Origin of the sequence: Methylobacterium symbioticum (assembly GCF_902141845.1) — a bacterium.
Taxonomy (GTDB): Bacteria; Pseudomonadota; Alphaproteobacteria; order Rhizobiales; family Beijerinckiaceae; genus Methylobacterium; species Methylobacterium symbioticum.
Genome location: NZ_CABFPH010000103.1, coordinates 1 through 17536, shown reverse-complemented (window position 1 = coordinate 17536; position 17536 = coordinate 1). Strand labels below are relative to the sequence as shown.

The following is a 17536-nucleotide window of genomic DNA, read 5'->3' as shown; positions in this document are numbered from 1 at the left end:
GGCGCGGGGCCCCGCTCCCACCGCACCACCTACGTAGCGCCTCGGCGCCCTCCCCCCCCCCCTCCCCCCACACGTGCCTCTCCCCGCACCCCCGCCCCCCCCACTCGCCCGGCGGCCGCCGTAGGGTCGCCCCACCCCGCCCGCCGCCGCTACGGCCGGGCGCTGGTCGAGGCGGCGCTCGCGGTGCTCACCGAGGCGAACCGGCCGATGCATGCCGGCGAGATCCTGGAGCATCTGGCGGCCCGCGGCTTCGCGGTGCCGGGGCAGGATCCGGTGGCGGCCCTCAACACCCGCCTGTGGAAGCGCTCGGGGCCCGGCGGCCCCCTGCGCCGCCTCGGCGACGCGGTCTACGACCGGGCCGACGGCCCCGGCTCCGCCCCGAGCTTCGGCCTGCCGGACCTGCGCTGAGATCCCGGGATCCCAAAGGCCTCAGGCCTTTGGCGGGTCCAGGGTGGAGCCCTGGGGGTCGACCGTGTCGGCGTCCCGGAAGGACGGGCTCCCTTCGCCCCCACCCGGACCGTCGAGCCGATCGCCGGCCCTGCCCGCCGCGATCGGACCCCGGACCTGGCGGCAAGTGGTCCAGCCGGAATTCAGAAAGTGGCGCTGGCACACGGACCAATCCGGCGCCACAGCGGCAGGACGCGCCGTGTGCGCCCGTTGCCGGATCAACACGATGGCCAGCTCACACTCGTCCGGACTGAACATTCGCCCGGTCTGTTCGGACGATCACGCCATCTGGCTTCCGCTTTGGACCGGCTATCTGACCTTCTACAAGGCATCGATCTCCGACGAGATCACGCAGACCACCTGGAAGCGCCTGCTCGACAACGACGAGCCCGTGCATGGCGCGCTCGCATGCGACGACGCGCATGGCGCCGTCGGGCTGGTCCATTACCTTCCCCATCGCTCGACATGGACCATCGGCCATTACTGCTACCTGCAGGACCTGTTCGTGGCCGAGGGCAGCAGAGGTCGCGGCGTCGGCAGGCGCTTGATCGAGCATGTCTATCAGGACGCCGACAGGATGGGCTGTTCGCGCGTCTATTGGCTGACGCATGAGACGAATCAGGCCGCGATGCAGCTTTACGGCAGGATCGCGGAGCGCAGCGGCTTCCTTCAGTACCGCAAGATGCTCGGCAACACATAAGAGCCTGCTTGCGCTGGATCGACTGACCCTCATGCGGAGAGTCTGCTCATCCCATCAAACCACCTCAGGATGAGGTCGAGGCGGGGATAGGCCGGATCAACACCGCTCGACCAGCCCAAACAGGCTCCAGGTCCTGCCGCCATCACAGGCGACCGGTTGCGCTGACAATCGGAGAATGGGGCGCCGTCTGATGAAAGCCATGCCGTCCGCGGTTCCCGCGGAGAGACGGATGTCCTCCGGATCCGCCCGTGTCACGGTCGGGCTCTTCGCCTTCGTCGTGGTGGCCTGGAGCCTCAACTGGGTCGTGATGAAGGTGGCCGTCCAGGAGGTCTCGCCGCTCTGGGCCGTTGCCATCCGGACCGCGCTCGCCGCCCTCGTGCTCTTCCCCGCCTTGCGGCTCACCGGGCAGCTTCGGCGCCCGCCGCGCGCCGACCTGCCCGTCTGGCTCACCATCGCGCTCTTCCACATGACCGCCTTCGCGGCGTTCATGACCGCCGGGTTGGCGCTGGTTCCCGCGGGCCGGGCCATCGTGCTGGGCTACACGACGCCGCTCTGGGTGGCGCCGGCCGCCTTCCTGTTCCTCGGCGAACGCCTCTCGACCCGGCAGGCGCTTGGCCTTGCCGTCGGCCTGGCCGGTCTGCTGCTGCTGTTCGGGCCGGCGAGCCTGGACTGGGGGAACAGGCAGGCGCTCCTCGGCCAGGGATTGCTGCTGGTGGCTGCCCTCTGCTGGTCGGTCAGCATCGTCTACACCCGGGCCCACCGCTGGGTGGCGACACCGCTCCAGCTCATGCCCTGGCAGTGCCTGCTCGCCGCGCTCGTGCTCACGGCCCTCGCGCTGCTCGTCGAGGGTGCGCCCCCGAGCCCCGCCCGGGTCAGCGCGCCTGCCGTCCTGGCCCTCGGCTATAACGGCGTGATCGGCACGGCGCTGGGCTTCTGGGCCATGACGGTGGTCGGCCGCCGGGTGCCGGCGGCGACGGCCTCGCTCGGTGTCCTCGCGACGCCGGTTCTCGGGATCGGGCTCTCCACCGTCATCCTGGGCGAGGGGCTCGATCCCATCCTCCTCCTGGCCGCCGCCCTCATCCTCGCCGGCATCGCCCTCGGCACGATCAGCTTCGGCACGATCGCCCAAGGGCGCGCGTCCCGGCCTCCGCGATGACCCCATGGCTGAACGTCGCCGCCTCGGCCTCGAGGCTCCGCCCCTCGCCCCGCGCTTCGGCCTGCCGGACCTGCGCGCGCGACCCCGGGATCCCGAAGGGATCATCCCTTGGGCGGGTTCGAGGCGCGGAGCCCTGGGGTCGAGACTCCGTCAGCGTGACGGCATGAAGGGCTCCTTTCGGCCCCACGAGGACCTCCGCGATGTCCGCTTCACGGCAGTCCATCTTGCGGGCCCCCTTGCCATCTTGCAGGCCCTCTCGCGATGGCTCTCGTTAGGATCCGCCGTGGGCCGCAGGTCGGAGCGCGCGGAGTATCGCGAGAGAAGGAGGCTTCGTGCCCAGAAGGTCGGCGAAGGTGAGCAGGGGTGATGAGGCCTGTCCCTTAGGAGCCGTACCGCCAGCACCCGTCGCGCACCGATCGGCTCCAGGTCCGTGTTGCGACGCGCTCTGTTTCGCCGAACCGGTATCCACGCCGACGGAGAGCGCTCCAGACGCGGCGTCGTCCCCGCTCACGATCCGGGTGAGGAAGGGGAGGACCTCCTCCAACACCGCCTCCGGTGCCTGACGCTGCGGGAAATGTCCGAGGCCGGGCAGGACCACGCGGCGGTAGCCACCGGCGAACAGCGCCTCCCTGTCTTCCGAGGTCGCCGGATCGTTGCAGGGGTCGCTGCCGCCGTGCAGCGTCAGGGTCGGCACGCGGATGACCGGATCGGCCGCGAGCCGGGCCTCGAGCGCGGCGTAGTGAGGATCCGGTTCGGCGTGCCCCCAGCGCACACGGTAGGAATGTACGGTCACCTCGGCCCAGTCCGGGTTGTCGAATGCGGGGGCCGTGGCGGTGAAGACCGCCTCGGGCACGGGCCAGCCGGGATTCCAGATCGTCCAGATATGGCGCGTGAGGCGGTGTCGGTCGTTCCGCACGAGGGCCGCGCCGCGCGGCAGAGCCATCAGCCAGTGATACCAGTAGTTCTGCGTCTGGCTCAGCGTCAGAGGCTGACCGGGATCGTTGGTGCCCCAACCGACCGAGAGGGCGATGCAGGCCGCGAGGCGGTCGGGCGCCGTGCAGGCCGCGATGTAGGCGGCCCGGGCCCCCCAATCATGGCCGATGACGGCGAAGCGGCCGAGGCCCAGCGCATCGGCGAGGTCGAGCAGGTCCGCCCCCAGGGCGGCGAGTTGGCCCGAGCGGGGACAGGCCTCCCCGCGGAAGCGGGTTGGGCCGAATCCACGCAGATACGGCGTGACCGTGCGGAAGCCGGCCGCGTGGAGAGCCGGAACGATGCCGTCCCAGGTCCGGACATCATCCGGCCAGCCGTGCAGCAGCAGCACGGGAAACCCATCGGGCGGACCGCCGGTCTCGTAGGCGATGTCGAGCCGAGGCGTCGGGGCCCTGTGCAGGTTCGTCGTCATGGGTCGGGTATGCAGCGGCACCGGCATCGCGACCAACGTTGCCTTGTGACGGCAGCGATCGCGATCTACGATGGCTGATGGATCTCCGCGGCCTGCATGCGTTCCGGATCGTCGCCGAAGCGTCCTCGATGACGGCGGCGGCCGAGCGGCTCGGCACCGTACAATCGGCGCTCTCGGCCCGGATCGGACAGTTCGAAGCCGCGATCGGCACCCGGCTGTTCGAGCGCCTGCCCCGGGGCGTCCGCCTGACCGCCGCGGGCGCGCGGCTGCTGCCCTACGCGGAGCGGATGGAGATCCTCGCCGCCGAAGCGGTCCAGGCCGCCCGGGGAACCGGGACGATCGGTCCGTTCCGGCTGGGCGCGATCGCGGTCGTGGCCGCCACCCTGCTCCCCCCCGTGCTGGCCCGGCTGCTTGCGGACCACGAAGGGCTCGACCTGCAGGTGGCCACGGGCGTCTCGCGCGACCTCGACGCCTCGCTGGCGAACGGAACGCTCGACGCGGCCATTCTCGGCCACCGTTCGAGCCATTCGGCGATCGTCTCCCGTCCGCTCGACAGCATCCCGCTCGCCCTGCTGCGTCCCGCGGGCGTCCCGGCCGAGACGATGGACCAAGCCTTCACGTTCGCTGCGGGCTGCGTGTGCCGCGAACGGTTGGACAGGGTGCTGCGGGAGCGCAGGATCGGCGCTCGGATCGTCGAACTTGGTTCGGTGGAAGGGATTCTCGGCTGCGTCGCTGCGGGTCTCGGCGTGGCGCTGCTGCCCGAGATGCTGGCGCAGCAGGATGGCATCGCCGTCGAGCGCGTCGGCCAGCTCGACATGTTCATCGGCTCACGGCCCGAGGCGGAGAGGCCGGTGCGGGCTCTGCTCGCAAGCTATCGCGCGTGTCGGACGGCCTTCGATCGTGGCCCATCCTGACGCAGCGGGGGGCGCCGTCATAGGCTCAGGATGCGAGATGAGCGCAGCGATCGGCGGGATCTCCGGTCCCGGCCGCAGTGGCGAAGCCCGCCTCCCGCCCGGAGCGTCAGGCCAGGGCTGCGCCCCGGCGCCCCGCCCAAGGGATGATCCCTTTGGAAACCCGGATCCATGCGATGGGACCGCGCGGGCCCGGGCGCGTTGTCCGGCAGGCGGGGCGGCCGGAGGAGGACGGGGATGACGAAGCTCTTCATCGCGCGGGTGCGGGGGCCTGCCGGCGAGCGGCCGCTCGTGACGGTGCGCGCCGCGGCCGAGGGCGAGGCGCGGCTCTTCGTGGAGGCGGCCTATCCGGAGGACGAGGTGGTGGACCTCGCCGAGCCCGGCGAATGGGTCAGCACCTCCGACACCGGCACCGAGGCCGGCGACGTGCGCGAGCATCCCGGCACCACCTGGCAGGCGCCGACCACGGGCCTGAGCTAGGGGCCGGGTTCCGGGTCCCATGTCCTGCCGGCCCGAGGACGTGCGCGCGCTGGCGCTGCTGCTGCCGGAGACGGTGGAGGGCGCGCATCAGGGCCATCCGGATTTCCGGGTCGGCGGCCGGATCTACGCGACCCTCTGGCCGGACGAGGACCGCGTCGTGGTCCGGCTGACGCCCGACGCGCAGGCGGCCCTGTGCGCGGCCGAGCCCGAGGCCGCCGAGCCGGTTCCGGGCCATTGGGGCGTCCGCGGCTGGACGCGCCTCGAGCTCTGGGCCCTGGACGAGGAGACCCTGCGCGCCGCCCTCCTCGCGGCCTGGAGGAACGCGGCGCCGCCCGGCCTCGTCGCCCGCTATGCGGGGCTCGCGGTCGATCCGTGACGCGGGCCGCCTCCCGGCGGCCCGGCCCCGCGTCGGCCAGAGGATTCGGGACAGGGGATTCGGGAAAGGGCTTGAGTCGCGCCCGGATCCGGGGTTGCACTGGGGCGGCGCGGACCGGCCTGCGGGGGCCGCGGGACATCGGGACGGGGATGGAGCGACGATGGCCGGCGAGACCTCCGGAGAGATCCCGCGCGGGCTCGCCTCCGCGCTCGGCTTCGTGGCGGGCTTCGTGGACGCGGCCGGGTTCGTGGCCCTGTCGGGGCTGTTCGCCGCGCACGTCACCGGCAACTTCGTGATGATCGGGGCGGGGCTCGTCGGCCATCAGGGCGGCGGGGTCGTGGCCAAGATCCTGGCGCTCCCCGCCTTCGTGCTCGCGGTGGCCGGGACGCGCCTCCTCGCCCGTGCCCTGGAGCGGGGGGGCCGCGCGCCGCTGCCCTGGCTGCTGGCGGCGGAGGCGCTCCTGCTCGCGGGCTTCACCGGCTTCGGCGCGGCCCTGGCGCCGCTCGGCGATCCCGACGGGCCGGCCGCCCTCCTCGTCGGCCTGCTCGCGGTGGCCGCGATGGGCGTGCAGAACGCCCTCGGCCGGCTCTGCCTGCCGCAGCTCGCCCCGACCACGGTGATGACCGTCAACGTCACGCAAGGGGTGCTCGACGCCCTCGACCTCGCCCGCGGCATCCCCCGCGATCACCCCGCCCGGTCGCGGCTCGCGCGGATCCTGCCGGCCCTCGCCGCCTTCGCGGTGGGTGCGCTCGCGGGCGCCTTCGGGGTCGCGCTCTGCGCCTTCTGGTGCGGGGCGCTGCCGGCCCTGATCCTCGCCGGGCTGGCCCTGCGCGTCGGCCTCACAAGGGGCGCACCTCGCCGGGCGTGAGCTTGAGCCGGCGCACCATGTCCCGCGAGAGCCCGCCGACCACCGCCGGGGCGCCGTCCCCGGGCCCGAGCCGGGCCTGCGCCGCCGCGAGCGCCTCCGCCTCGCCCGCGGCCGCCACCGCATAGACCCGCGGCGCCGCCCGCCCCTGCGGGACCGCCACGAGATAGGCGTGCCGCTTGGACGCCCCGGCGCCCGGCAGCCGGGCCGGGGCGCCCTTCGCGGAGGCATGCTTGGCGGAGCCGTCCTTCGGGGAGGCGTGCTTCGGGGGCGTGTCCTGCGGGGGAGCGGCCTTCGCTGCGGATTCCTTCGCTGCGGATCCCTTGGCCGCGGTCTTCTTCGCAGCCGGTTTCCCGGCGGCCGCCTTCTTGGTCGCGGCCTTCTTGGTCGTGGCTTTCTTGGCCACCTGCTTCTTGGCCGGCTTCTTGGCGGCGGCCTTCTTGCTCGCGGCTTTCTTGACCCTCCCCGTCCCGCCCGCCGGATTCGGCGCGGCGGCGATCTCCGGCTCCGTCGATCCGGATGCCGCGACCGGTCGGGCCGGCTCGGAGGGCGCGGGCTTGGAGGGAACGGGCTTGGCTGGCACGGGTTGGCGCGGGCCTTCGGTGTCGCACGGCGCGGGCCGCGGGGGGCTGCCGGAGCTTGCAGGATGCGGCGGGGCCGGTCGACTCCCGGATCCGCCAGCCGGACGGGCCGGGCCTGTCCCGTGTATGATTAGCCGGCGTCAGACATGCAATATCCCAAGATAGGTCCAAGATGGATCCAAAATAGGTCCACGATGGTCCCGGGATGGCCGGAGACGGGATGCCGTGGCGGACGGCGCCCTGTGCCGCCGCGCCGCGGGGCTGGCGCCTGGATGCGTTTCGTGTATGGTGCGCGCGGCCTCGACCCGGTGACGGGCGGGGCTTGACCCGCTTGGGGACAAGACCGTGCTGGACGACATCCCGGCACCGGCCCGCCCCCGGCCCGAACGGCGCGGCGCCTTGCAGGCCCGCCCAAGACCCCTCATCAGGAAGGCAGTTGCGATGTCGATCACGGCAGAGCGCAAGACCGCGCTCATCAAGGAATACCGCAAGGATCCCAAGGATACCGGCTCGCCGGAGGTCCAGGTGGCGATCCTCACCGAGCGGATCGCGAACCTGACCCAGCACTTCAAGTCGCACGGCAAGGACAACCACTCCCGCCGCGGCCTCCTGAAGCTGGTCTCCTCGCGCCGCTCGCTGCTCGACTACGTCAAGCGCAAGGACGAGGCCCGCTACCGCGCCCTCATCGAGCGCCTCGGCATCCGCCGCTGATTCGAGGGGCCGGGGCGTTCTATCCTCGTGGATGGGCGCGCCCCGGCTCCGACGGCCCCTCGGGCCGTCGCAAGCGCGACCGCGCGCCGCCGCCCATGCGGCGGATGCCCGCGAGGCCCGAAGGCATCGCGGGCAACCACACGAAGACCACAGGGCGACTTCGAGGCGCCACGTGCCGGGGACAGGATCGCCGGACGCTTCCCCCGCGAAGCGTCCGGCCGTCTTGCCCCTGGCGGCGCCGGGTCCGCCCGACCCGCGGCCGGCAGGGGCCGCCCGCGGGACCAGGCTGAAGGGACAAGACACATGTTCGACGTTCAACGCGAAGAGCTGATCTGGGGCGACCGCAAGCTCGTCCTCGAGACCGGCAAGGTCGCCCGCCAGGCGGACGGCGCCGTGATCGCCACCTACGGCGAGACCTCGGTGCTCGCCACGGTGGTCTCGGCCAAGGAGCCGAAGGCCGGCATCGACTTCCTGCCGCTCACCGTGAACTACCAGGAGCGCGCCTACGCCGCCGGCCGCATCCCGGGCGGCTACTTCAAGCGCGAGGGCCGTCCCTCCGAGAAGGAGACCCTGGTCTCCCGCCTGATCGACCGGCCGATCCGCCCGCTCTTCGTCGAGGGCTGGCGCAACGACACCCAGGTCGTCGTCACCGTGCTGACCCACGACCTCGAGAACGATCCCGACATCGTCTCGATGGTGGCGGCCTCCGCCGCGCTGACGCTGTCCGGCGTGCCCTTCATGGGCCCGATCGGCGCGGCCCGCGTCGGCTACGTCAACGGCGGCTACAAGCTGAACCCGCTGGTCACCGAGACCAAGGAGGAGTCGACCCTCGACCTCGTCGTCGCCGGCACGCAGGATGCCGTGCTGATGGTGGAGTCGGAGGCCAAGGAGCTCTCCGAGGACGTGATGCTCGGGGCCGTGATGTTCGGCCACAAGCACTTCCAGCCGGTGATCGAGGCGATCATCCGCCTGGCCGAGAAGGCCGCCAAGGAGCCGCGCGACTTCGCCGCCCCCGAGAACGCCGACGTGGAGAAGGCCGTCCTCGACATCTGCGAGGCCGAGCTGCGCGACGCCTACAAGATCACGGTGAAGCAGGAGCGCTACAAGGCCGTCGACGCCGTGAAGGCGAAGGTGGTGGCCGCCCTCTGCCCGGCCGAGGGCGAGCAGAAGTTCTCGCCCGAGAAGGTCAAGGCCGCCTTCAAGGAGGCCCAGTCGAAGGTGGTCCGCTGGAACATCCTCGACACCGGCTCGCGCATCGACGGCCGCGACGTGAAGACGGTCCGCTCGATCCTCTCCGAGGTCGGCGTGCTGCCCCGCGCCCACGGCTCGGCCCTGTTCACCCGCGGCGAGACGCAGGCCCTCGTGGTGGCCACCCTCGGCACCGGCGAGGACGAGCAGTTCATCGACGCGCTGGAAGGCACCTACAAGGAGACCTTCCTGCTGCACTACAACTTCCCGCCCTATTCGGTGGGTGAGACCGGCCGCATGGGCTCGCCCGGCCGCCGCGAGATCGGCCACGGCAAGCTCGCCTGGCGCGCGATCCACCCGGTCCTGCCGCCGGCCCACGAGTTCCCGTACACGATCCGCGTCGTGTCCGAGATCACCGAGTCGAACGGCTCCTCCTCGATGGCCTCCGTCTGCGGCGGCTCGCTGTCGCTGATGGATGCGGGCGTGCCCCTGCGCCGTCCGGTGGCCGGCATCGCCATGGGCCTCATCCTCGAGGGCGAGCGCTTCGCGGTGCTCTCCGACATCCTCGGCGACGAGGACCATCTCGGCGACATGGACTTCAAGGTGGCCGGCACGGAGGAGGGCATCACCTCCCTCCAGATGGACATCAAGATCGCCGGCATCACCGAGGAGATCATGAAGATCGCCCTCGCCCAGGCGAAGGACGGCCGTGGCCACATCCTGGCCGAGATGGCCAAGGCGCTCACCGCCGCCCGTCCCGAGCTCGGCGAGTATGCTCCGCGCATCGAGACCATGCAGATCCCGACCGACAAGATCCGCGAAGTGATCGGCACCGGCGGCAAGGTGATCCGCGAGATCGTCGAGAAGACCGGCGCCAAGATCAACATCGAGGATACCGGCATCGTGAAGATCGCCTCCTCGGACGGCAAGGCGATCAAGGCGGCCTATAACTGGATCCGCTCGATCGTGGCCGAGGCCGAGGTTGGCGTGATCTACGACGGCACCGTGGTGAAGACGATGGAGTTCGGCGCCTTCGTCAACTTCTTCGGCGCCAAGGACGGCCTCGTCCACATCTCGGAGCTCGCCGCCCAGCGCGTCGCCAAGGTCACCGACGTGGTGAAGGAAGGCGACAAGGTGAAGGTGAAGTTCCTCGGTCAGGACGACCGCGGCAAGATCCGCCTCTCCATGAAGGTCGTCGACCAGCAGACCGGCGAGGACATCACCGAGAAGCTGAAGGCCCAGCGCGACGCCGAGCGGGCCGAGCGCGGCGACGAGCCGCGTGAGCCCCGTGAGGGCCGCGAGGGTGGCCGCCACCGCGGCGAGCGCCGCCGCGAGGCCGGCGAGTAAGCCGCGCCCTCACATCCGCTGACGTTCGGGAAGCGCGGTCCTTCGGGGCCGCGCTTTTCGTTTGGGCGCGCCGCTGAAGCGCTCTCCGCCGAAGTGGAGGCCGGTTCGGCGTAAGAGCGCGCGTCGGAACAGCGGCTCTAGCAAGCTTGACTCCGGTCGGGGCGACGGGACACTCGTCCCGCATCCGAGCCGGAGGTCTGGTCCGTGGTCGCCGAGCCCCTCAACAAGGATTGCTTCCGCCCACCGAAGCGCGCGGCTCAGGAGCGGATCGCGCGCGGCTTCACCGAGCACGGCCAGAATGGCGGGATGTCCCAGGTCCAGCAGGTCCATCTCAGCCCCGGCCAGACCTATTACCGCTTCTGCGACGCGGCGCGGTTCGCCAAGGACCCGGCCGGGGCCGCTTCGGGCGGCTGGTGGATCGACTACGAGGTCTTCCTCAGGATCCGGAACGCGGCGCGCGATTCGGCGACCATGCGGGACTACGCCGCGCGTCACGGCCAGGCCGGCCTGAGCTACGCGGCCAAGCTCTACCTCGCCGTCCCCTATGAATGGGGGGATTGCGGCACGATCGTCGTCGCGCAGCTGAAGACGCGGCTCGATGCCTTCCGGGGCCGCGGCCTGACGGCCTATCTCGACGGGACCGACCCGCGCGACGGCGGCGCGAAGTATACGCCGATGCAGGACGCGACCATCTCGCAGCTCTACATCCCGGAGCTGAGGAGCCACTTCGCCACGGCGTTCACGATCGTCGAGAAGGGGCCGGCGACCGCGTTCGTATAAGAACGCGCCCGGGGCCGGCAGGGCGGCCGGGCGCGCGACGAGACAGGGAGACGATCGCGACGCGATCGCGCACGGGCTCCCGTCCGCTACCGGGGAGGAACACCATGAGCGACGCGGGCTGCGACGAGCTCGTCTTCTACACCGCGCCGATGTCGCGCGGGCGCATCGTGCGCTGGATGCTGGAGGAGGTCGGCGCCCCCTACCGCACCGAGATCCTGGGGTTCGGGCCGCCGATGAAGGGCGCGGCCTACCGGGCGGTCAACCCGCTCGGCAAGGTGCCGGCGCTGCGCCACGGCGAGACGGCGGTGACCGAGACGGCGGCGATCTGCGCCTATCTCGCCGACGCCTTCCCGCAGGCCGGCCTCGCGCCCCCGCCCGGCAGCCGGGCGCGCGGCCCCTATTACCGCTGGCTGTTCTTCGCCGCCGGCCCCGTGGAGGCGGCCGTGACCAACCGGACGCTGAACGTCGCCGTGCCGGACGATCCGCGCCTGCGCGGCATGGTCGGCTACGGCTCGCTGCCGGAGGTGCTCGACGCGCTGGAGGGCGCCGTCACCGGGATCGACTACCTCGCGGGCGGCCAATTCTCGGCCGCCGACGTCTATGTCGGCTCGCATCTCGCCTGGGGCATGGCCTTCGGCACCCTGGAGAAGCGCCCGGCCTTCGAGGCCTATACCGCCCGCCTGCTGGCCCGCCCGGCCGCCGTGCGGGCCCGCGCGATCGACGACCGGCTGCTCGCCGAGCAGGGGCAGGGATAGGGCGCCCGGGGCCGTTGCGGGGAGGGCGGGTCGGGTCCGGCGCAGCCTTGTTGTTGTATCCAAATGGATATAGCGATGGCGGTGCAACGGGCCGCCGAGCCCGGGGGAACGCGATGACGATGTCGGCCCGCAACCGACCCCGTGACTGTTCCCGTGCATATCGCGGTCGTGGCCGAATGCCGGCGCGCGGTCGCGTGATGCGGCGGGGTCTCGTCACCGTCGCCGCGCTGCTGTCCGGCGGTCTGGCTCAGGCCGCCGAGGTGGGGTGCGAGCCGCTCGCCTGGACTCTCGACACCGAGCGCGCGCTGATCGCGGCCGCCACCGAGGCCGGTGACCGGTCGAGCCCGCCCCTGGCCCGCCGCTTGGTCATGCGGCCGCTCTCCGAGGTGGCCCTGCCGAAGCCGCCGGAGCGCGCGCCGCGGGACGCGGGGGCGCATGCGGGCCTTGCGAGCGTGACGGTGCCCGAGCCGGGCCTCTATCGGGTGACCCTGGACGCGGAGGGCTGGCTCGACGCCATCCAGGACGGCACCTATCGCCGTGCCGAGGCCTTCACCGGGGTTCGGGACTGCCCCGGGATCCGCAAGAGCGTGCGATTCAGGCTCGATGCGGGCCCGGTGACGATCCAGGTCACGGGCCCGGGCGGCGCGATCGGTCTCGCCGTCACCCGCGAGCCGTGACCGCGCCCTCCGCCGAAGGGGAGGCCGCTTCGGCGAGAGCGCGTGCGTTGAAAACAAGGGCTGAGCGCCGTTCCCGATCGCGACGCGACCGGGAACGGCGCCACGATGTCAGGCCAGGGAACGCAGCTTCTGAGCCGGGACCTCGCGCCCCAGGGTGCGGTCCCACTTCACGACGACGCCCTGCTCGTTCTTGTGCACCGAGCTTCTGTTCTCGGTAGCCGGCAGGATGGCGTTGCCGGGGACCGGCGTGACCCACATCGAGACCTTGCCGCTGTGATCCCAGTGTCCACCGTCGCCGGCCCCGCCCTGAACGGCGTCGAGAGTGACATCGTCGAGCTTCATGTCCACTGCGTTCATTCTGGGAATGTCTCCGAAATCAGGTTCGATGCGTCGTTCGCATCTGTCTCGATTGATACCGGATCGCCCCGGTGCGGCTGTGTTCTGAAGCACATCGGCCGGCCCCGTCCTCCGCGCGATCCACAGGCCCCTGGCGCGGCGCGGCGGGACCGTCGGTCCTTCGGTTTCCGGCCCGGAGGGGCCCGCGCGCTGACGCGCCGTCCGGAGGCTCCGGCCCGGGACTTGCCCGGGCCCCGCGTCCCCGCCAGAGAGCCCCCGATGAGCGACACCGTCACCTCTGCCGCGGGCGCCGCGCCCGGCCTCGCCCGCGACCTCTCGGCCTTCAGCCTCGTCTGCATCGGGCTCGGCGCCACGATCGGGGCGGGGATCTTCGTGCTCACCGGCACGGCGGCGGCGGACTATGCCGGGCCGGCGCTCAGCCTCTCCTTCGTGCTCGGCAGCATCGCCTGCGCCTTCGTCGGGCTGTGCTACGCGGAGCTCGCCGCGATGATCCCGGCGGCGGGCTCGAGCTACACCTATACCCGGGCGACGCTGGGCGAGCTCGCCGCCTGGATCGTCGGCTGGGACCTCGTGCTCGAATTCGCCTTCGCGGCGGCCACCGTCGCGGTGGGCTGGTCGGGCTACGCGCAGAGCCTGCTCGCCGATGCCGGGCTCAGCCTGCCGCCGGCGCTCGCCGCCGCGCCGGGGGCGGGGGGCCTCGTCAACCTGCCGGCCGGGCTGATCGTGCTGGCGCTGACCGCGCTCCTCGCCCGCGGCACGGCCGAGGCGGCGCGGGCGAACGCGGCCCTCGTCCTGCTCAAGGTGGCGATCATCCTCGCCTTCCTCGGCATCGGCCTCGCCCATCTCAAGCCCGCCCTGTGGAGCCCCTTCGTGCCGGAGAACACGGGGACCTTCGGGCACTATGGCTGGAGCGGGGTGCTGCGCGGGGCGGGCGTGGTGTTCTTCGCCTTCATCGGCTTCGAGACGGTCTCGACGGCGGCCGGGGAGACGCGCGATCCGCGGCGCGACGCGCCGGTCGGGCTGCTCGGCTCGCTGGCGCTGACCACGCTCCTCTACGTGGCGGTGGCCATCGTGCTCACCGGCCTGGTGCCCTATCGCGATCTCGGCGTGGCCGACCCGATCGCCCGGGCCGTCGACGCGATCGGGCTCGGCGGCTTCGCCACCGTGATCAAGCTCGGCGCGCTGCTCGGCCTCACCACCTCGGCGCTGACGGCGCTCTACGGGCAGGCGCGCATCTTCTACGCCATGGCCCGGGACGGGCTCCTGCCGGCGGCCTTCGCCCGGGTCGATCCGGTGCGGCGGACCCCGGCCCTGAGCCAGGGGGTGATCGGGCTCGGGACCGCGCTGGTGGCCGCCCTCGTGCCGATCGAGGTGCTGGGCGAGCTCGTCAGCATCGGCACGCTCTTGGCCTTCTGCCTCGTCTGCGCGGCGGTGCCGATCCTGCGCCGCCGCGAGCCGGACCGGCCGCGGCCCTTCCGGGTGCCGGCGGCGCCCCTGGTGGCCGGCCTCGGCATCCTCGCCTGCCTCGCCCTGATGGCGGGCCTGCCCGGCGACACCTGGATCCGGCTGGCCGTCTGGCTGGTGCTCGGGCTCGCGCTCTACGGCGGCTACGGCCGGGCCAATGCGCGGCGGCTCCGGGCGCTCACACCGCCCGAAGCGGCCCCTCCAGCACGCTGAGCACGCGGGCGAGGTCGTGGCCGCGCTTCATCACGAGGCCGCCGGCCGCGATCACCGCGTAGGCGCCCTGGCGGCGGGCGAGCTTCGGGTCCTTCTCCACCCGGTAGAGCGGCATCTCGGAGCTGCGCCGGTAGATCGAGAACACCGCCTTGTCGCGGCGGAAATCGAGGGCGTAGTCGCGCCACTCGCCCTCGGCGACGCGCCGGCCGTAGAGGTTGAACAGGATGCGGAGCTCGTCGCGGTCGAAGGCGATCTGGGCGGCTGCGGCGGGGAAGGGGACCACGCGGGCCGTCGACTCGTCAGCCGTCCTCTCGCTCATTCTCGCTCCGTCATGTGCTCGCGGATGCCGGCTCGAACCCGGTTCGTGGGCGAATGATGGGCGCGCGGCGGCGCGGCCGCAAGGTGCTGAGCCGGCCAAGCCCGACCCCGCGCGGGCGCGGGACGCGGGCCGGCCTGTTGCTCCCGGGATACACAAAAGCGGAGAATCTTCACGATTTCGCCGTGATCGTGCCTTTCGCGGGCCTTGTTGCTGAGGCACAACAGGCCCTGAAATCTCCGTCGGGCCCGTGCCCGGAAGCCGTCCGAAACCCGTGCTCCCCAGCCCTCGGACGCCGACCGGACCCCACGACCCGACACTCCGAGGTTTCGAGACCCAAGGACTTCAGGCCGCCCCACCCCGGGCGGCCTTTTTTCTGGACCCGATCCGGCCCATAAGCGGCCCGCCGGATGTCCGGGGTTCCCAAAGGGACAAGTCCCTTTGGTGGGGTGTCGGGGCGAAGCCCCGACAGATCCCAGGGCTCCGCCCTGGACCCGCCAAAGGGGTGACCCCTTTGGAATCTCGGCGGATCTCAGGTGAGGATGACGGACGAGCCTCCGCGATTCGACGACGCCTTCCGCGAGCGCCTCCACGCGCTGTTCGCGTGGCGCCGCGACGTGCGCCGCTTCCGGTCCGACCCGGTGCCGGAGGCGCTGCTCGGCCAGTGCCTGGCGGAGGCCGCGCTCAGCCCATCGGTCGGCAACAGCCAGCCCTGGCGCTTCGTGCGCGTGCGCGACCCCGGGCGCCGCGCCGCGGTGGCCGAGAGCTTCGCCCGCTGCAACGCGGCGGCCGCGGCGGGCTACGAGGCGGAGCGCGCCGCGCTCTACCGCCGGCTCAAGCTCGAGGGTCTGCGCGAGGCGCCCGAGCACCTCGCCGTGTTCTGCGACGAGGCGACGGAATGCGGCCACGGGCTCGGCCGCGCCACCATGCCGGAGATGCTGCGCTACTCCGTGGTCGGCGCCGTGCAGAGCTTCTGGCTCGCGGCCCGCGCCCGCGGGCTCGGCGTCGGCTGGGTCTCGATCCTGGAGCCGGAGGCGCTCGCGGCCGCCCTCGACCTGCCGGAGGCGTGGCGGCTCGTGGCCTATCTCTGCGTCGGCTTCCCCCAGGAGGAGCATGCCGATCCCGAGCTCGTCCGCCACGGCTGGCAGGCGCGCGACCCGCGCGGGGCGCGCTTCACCGAGCGCTGAGCCCGCGTCGAGGCGCCGATCCGAGGTCTATCTAGTCCGGGATCTTGCCGGTCCGGGATCGCGCCTTTCCAAGATCTTGCCGGCCCGCGCCGCATTCGCGCAGAACCGGCCCGGCGCCTTTTACCGTGCCGCGTGTTTTTCTACGCAAACCACTCGTAAACCACGCGAATTTCCGGAACGGCAAGCGTGGCCGGCGCATTCCTCCGGGCAAGCGGTCACGCTTCGGCTCGGAGATCACGGGATGTCTCGGCAAATCAGGGTTCTGGCTGCGCTCGCGGGGCTCGGCCTCACGACGATCGGCGCCGCGCAGGCGCGCGAGGTGGTGCCCTTCCCCTATCACGCGGCGGCGGGCTCGGTGGTGGTCAGCGTGTCGGAGCGCCGGCTCTATCTCGTCAACGGGGACGGCACGGCGATCCGCTACCCCGTGGCGGTGGGCAAGCCCGGCAAGCAATGGTTCGGCACCGCGTCGATCGACGGCAAGTATGTGCGCCCGGCCTGGTCGCCGCCCTGGGAGGTGAAGCGCGACAACCCGCGCCTGCCCAATCTCATCGCGGGCGGCGCGCCCGGCAATCCGATGGGCGCGGCGGCGCTCACGCTCTCGGGCGGGCAATACGCCATCCACGGCACCAACCGCCCGAGCTCGATCGGCACCTGGGCGAGCTACGGCTGCATCCGCATGTACAACCAGGACGTGGTCGATCTCTACGAGCGCGTCGATGTCGGCACGCCGGTGACGCTGGTGCGGTGAACGGATCCGGTCCCTCCGCACCCTGGACAAGGGGGCGCGGGTCCCCTCTCCCGGTCGGGAGAGGGACAGGGTGAGGGTCGAGAACTCTCAGGATCGGGCGGAGCCGGAGCCGCCTCGCCGTCGCGACTTCTCCGAAGCGTTCTCATCCCTCACCCCAGCCCTCTCCCGAACGGGAGAGGGGGCCTGTCCGCGCCCGGCAGCTTTCGGTCGGGCCTACGCGGCCGGCGGCGCGGTGGCCTCGATCGCCGAGAAGGTCTCGATGATCCGGTAGGTGTGTTCCACGCCTGCCGGCACCAGCCAGGAATCGCCGGGCTCCAGCCGCACGGTCTCGCCCGCGAGGACGAGGTCGGCCCGGCCCTTGAGCACGTAGCCCACGGTCTCGTGGCCCGAGACCGTGGTCGGCTTGTCCGCGTTCGGCGGCTCGTCCCGCCAGAGCCGCAGCGCGAGGCGCTCGCCCCGGGCGAGGGGGATCTCGCCGTTCTCGCCTTCAGGCGCCGATCCGCTCGCGATCTTGCCCACCGTCATCGCCGTCACCCTCCGTCTCGTCGGGGATGAAACCGGGTGTGGCGGCGGGCGTTCCGGGCCTCACCAGCCGCGGTCGAACCGGTCGCAGTCGCGGCGCCAGCGGCGCGGGGCCCGGTAGCCGTCATCGTCGTCGTAGGCCGGGCGCTCCACATAGCCCCGGCGCGAGACGTAGACCGGCTCGTCCGCGTAGACGCGCCGGGCCGGCCGGTAGCCGTAGGCCGGCGCGTAGCCGCCATATCCGCCGCCATAGCCTCCGCCATCATCGTAGCCGTAGCCGACCGGGCGGGCCTGCGCGTCCGAGATCGCGGCGCCGAGGAGGGCGCCCGCGGCGAGCCCGCCGATCACCCCGG

Annotated in this window: 19 protein-coding genes and 2 pseudogenes; 15 read left to right on the top strand and 6 right to left on the bottom strand. The window is 72.2% G+C overall.

Annotated elements, in window-relative coordinates:
* The 3 genes and pseudogenes from MET9862_RS23740 to MET9862_RS23730 all read left to right on the top strand — a co-directional run.
* Positions 1 to 408, top strand: a pseudogene (locus MET9862_RS23740) (HTH domain-containing protein); the annotation flags it as partial.
* Between the two features lie 265 nt (positions 409 to 673).
* Positions 674 to 1147, top strand: a complete 474-nt coding sequence (locus MET9862_RS23735) for a GNAT family N-acetyltransferase (RefSeq protein WP_142585312.1) — start codon at positions 674 to 676, stop codon at positions 1145 to 1147.
* A gap of 229 nt (positions 1148 to 1376) precedes the next feature.
* Entirely contained in the window at positions 1377 to 2303 is a 927-nt protein-coding gene (locus tag MET9862_RS23730) for a DMT family transporter (protein ID WP_142585310.1), read from the top strand.
* 271 nt (positions 2304 to 2574) lie between these two features.
* Here the strand turns inward: MET9862_RS23730 and MET9862_RS23725 are convergent, their stop codons facing one another.
* Positions 2575 to 3705 carry an alpha/beta fold hydrolase gene (locus tag MET9862_RS23725; protein ID WP_142585308.1) on the bottom strand — a complete coding sequence of 377 codons (1131 nt, stop codon included), beginning with the start codon at positions 3703 to 3705 and terminating at the stop codon, positions 2575 to 2577.
* A gap of 77 nt (positions 3706 to 3782) precedes the next feature.
* Between MET9862_RS23725 and MET9862_RS23720 the strand changes: the two genes are divergently transcribed.
* The 4 genes from MET9862_RS23720 (at position 3783) to MET9862_RS23705 (ending at position 6340) form a co-directional block, all read left to right on the top strand.
* Positions 3783 to 4619, top strand: coding sequence for a LysR family transcriptional regulator (locus MET9862_RS23720; protein ID WP_142585306.1), 837 nt, complete (start codon positions 3783 to 3785; stop codon positions 4617 to 4619).
* A gap of 234 nt (positions 4620 to 4853) precedes the next feature.
* The gene (locus tag MET9862_RS23715; protein ID WP_142585304.1) at positions 4854 to 5096 is read left to right on the top strand and encodes a hypothetical protein; all 243 of its coding nucleotides are present in this window, start codon (positions 4854 to 4856) and stop codon (positions 5094 to 5096) included.
* Positions 5097 to 5115: 19 nt separating this feature from the next.
* Complete coding sequence (locus tag MET9862_RS23710) at positions 5116 to 5472, top strand: MmcQ/YjbR family DNA-binding protein (RefSeq protein WP_142585302.1); 357 nt, start codon at positions 5116 to 5118, stop codon at positions 5470 to 5472.
* 160 nt (positions 5473 to 5632) lie between these two features.
* Positions 5633 to 6340, top strand: a complete 708-nt coding sequence (locus MET9862_RS23705; protein WP_142585299.1) for a YoaK family protein — start codon at positions 5633 to 5635, stop codon at positions 6338 to 6340.
* Here the strand turns inward: MET9862_RS23705 and MET9862_RS29610 are convergent.
* Positions 6312 to 6920: a hypothetical protein gene (locus MET9862_RS29610; RefSeq protein WP_185156980.1), complete on the bottom strand. Its 609-nt coding sequence runs from the start codon at positions 6918 to 6920 to the stop codon at positions 6312 to 6314. The two genes, MET9862_RS23705 and MET9862_RS29610, sit on opposite strands and share 29 nt — an antisense overlap.
* Positions 6921 to 7359: 439 nt before the next feature.
* Here MET9862_RS29610 and rpsO point away from each other — a divergent pair, with 439 nt between their 5' ends.
* The 5 genes from rpsO (at position 7360) to MET9862_RS23670 (ending at position 12376) form a co-directional block, all read left to right on the top strand.
* Positions 7360 to 7629 carry a 30S ribosomal protein S15 gene (gene rpsO / locus MET9862_RS23690; RefSeq protein WP_142585293.1) on the top strand — a complete coding sequence of 90 codons (270 nt, stop codon included), beginning with the start codon at positions 7360 to 7362 and terminating at the stop codon, positions 7627 to 7629.
* A gap of 303 nt (positions 7630 to 7932) precedes the next feature.
* Positions 7933 to 10164: a polyribonucleotide nucleotidyltransferase gene (pnp, locus tag MET9862_RS23685; RefSeq protein WP_142585291.1), complete on the top strand. Its 2232-nt coding sequence runs from the start codon at positions 7933 to 7935 to the stop codon at positions 10162 to 10164.
* 204 nt (positions 10165 to 10368) lie between these two features.
* Entirely contained in the window at positions 10369 to 10944 is a 576-nt protein-coding gene (locus MET9862_RS23680; protein ID WP_142585288.1) for a hypothetical protein, read from the top strand.
* Positions 10945 to 11048: 104 nt separating this feature from the next.
* The gene (locus MET9862_RS23675) at positions 11049 to 11699 is read left to right on the top strand and encodes a glutathione S-transferase family protein (RefSeq protein ID WP_142585286.1); all 651 of its coding nucleotides are present in this window, start codon (positions 11049 to 11051) and stop codon (positions 11697 to 11699) included.
* A 197-nt stretch (positions 11700 to 11896) separates the two neighbouring features.
* Positions 11897 to 12376 (top strand): hypothetical protein, encoded by a 480-nt coding sequence (locus MET9862_RS23670; RefSeq protein WP_142585285.1) that lies wholly within the window; start codon positions 11897 to 11899, stop codon positions 12374 to 12376.
* A gap of 108 nt (positions 12377 to 12484) precedes the next feature.
* Here the strand turns inward: MET9862_RS23670 and MET9862_RS23665 are convergent, their stop codons facing one another.
* Positions 12485 to 12733, bottom strand: coding sequence for a hypothetical protein (locus MET9862_RS23665; RefSeq protein ID WP_142585283.1), 249 nt, complete (start codon positions 12731 to 12733; stop codon positions 12485 to 12487).
* A 258-nt stretch (positions 12734 to 12991) separates the two neighbouring features.
* On the opposite strand from MET9862_RS23665, the gene MET9862_RS23660 reads away from it, so the two are divergent.
* A complete protein-coding gene (locus MET9862_RS23660; RefSeq protein WP_142585280.1) occupies positions 12992 to 14410 on the top strand; it encodes an amino acid permease in 1419 nt (472 codons plus the stop codon).
* Here MET9862_RS23660 and MET9862_RS23655 read toward each other — a convergent pair.
* Positions 14376 to 14729, bottom strand: coding sequence for a DUF2794 domain-containing protein (locus MET9862_RS23655; RefSeq protein WP_142585278.1), 354 nt, complete (start codon positions 14727 to 14729; stop codon positions 14376 to 14378). The two genes, MET9862_RS23660 and MET9862_RS23655, sit on opposite strands and share 35 nt — an antisense overlap.
* Positions 14730 to 15268: 539 nt before the next feature.
* Between MET9862_RS23655 and bluB the strand changes: the two genes are divergently transcribed.
* On the top strand, positions 15269 to 15913 hold the full coding sequence (bluB, locus tag MET9862_RS23650; RefSeq protein ID WP_142585276.1) for a 5,6-dimethylbenzimidazole synthase: 645 nt from the start codon (positions 15269 to 15271) through the stop codon (positions 15911 to 15913).
* Between the two features lie 241 nt (positions 15914 to 16154).
* A complete protein-coding gene (locus tag MET9862_RS23645) occupies positions 16155 to 16661 on the top strand; it encodes a L,D-transpeptidase (protein WP_142585274.1) in 507 nt (168 codons plus the stop codon).
* Between the two features lie 213 nt (positions 16662 to 16874).
* On the opposite strand, the gene MET9862_RS23640 is transcribed toward MET9862_RS23645, so the two are convergent.
* A complete protein-coding gene (locus tag MET9862_RS23640; RefSeq protein ID WP_142585314.1) occupies positions 16875 to 17186 on the bottom strand; it encodes a cupin domain-containing protein in 312 nt (103 codons plus the stop codon).
* A 60-nt stretch (positions 17187 to 17246) separates the two neighbouring features.
* Positions 17247 to 17536 (bottom strand): annotated as a pseudogene (locus MET9862_RS23635) (hypothetical protein); the annotation flags it as partial.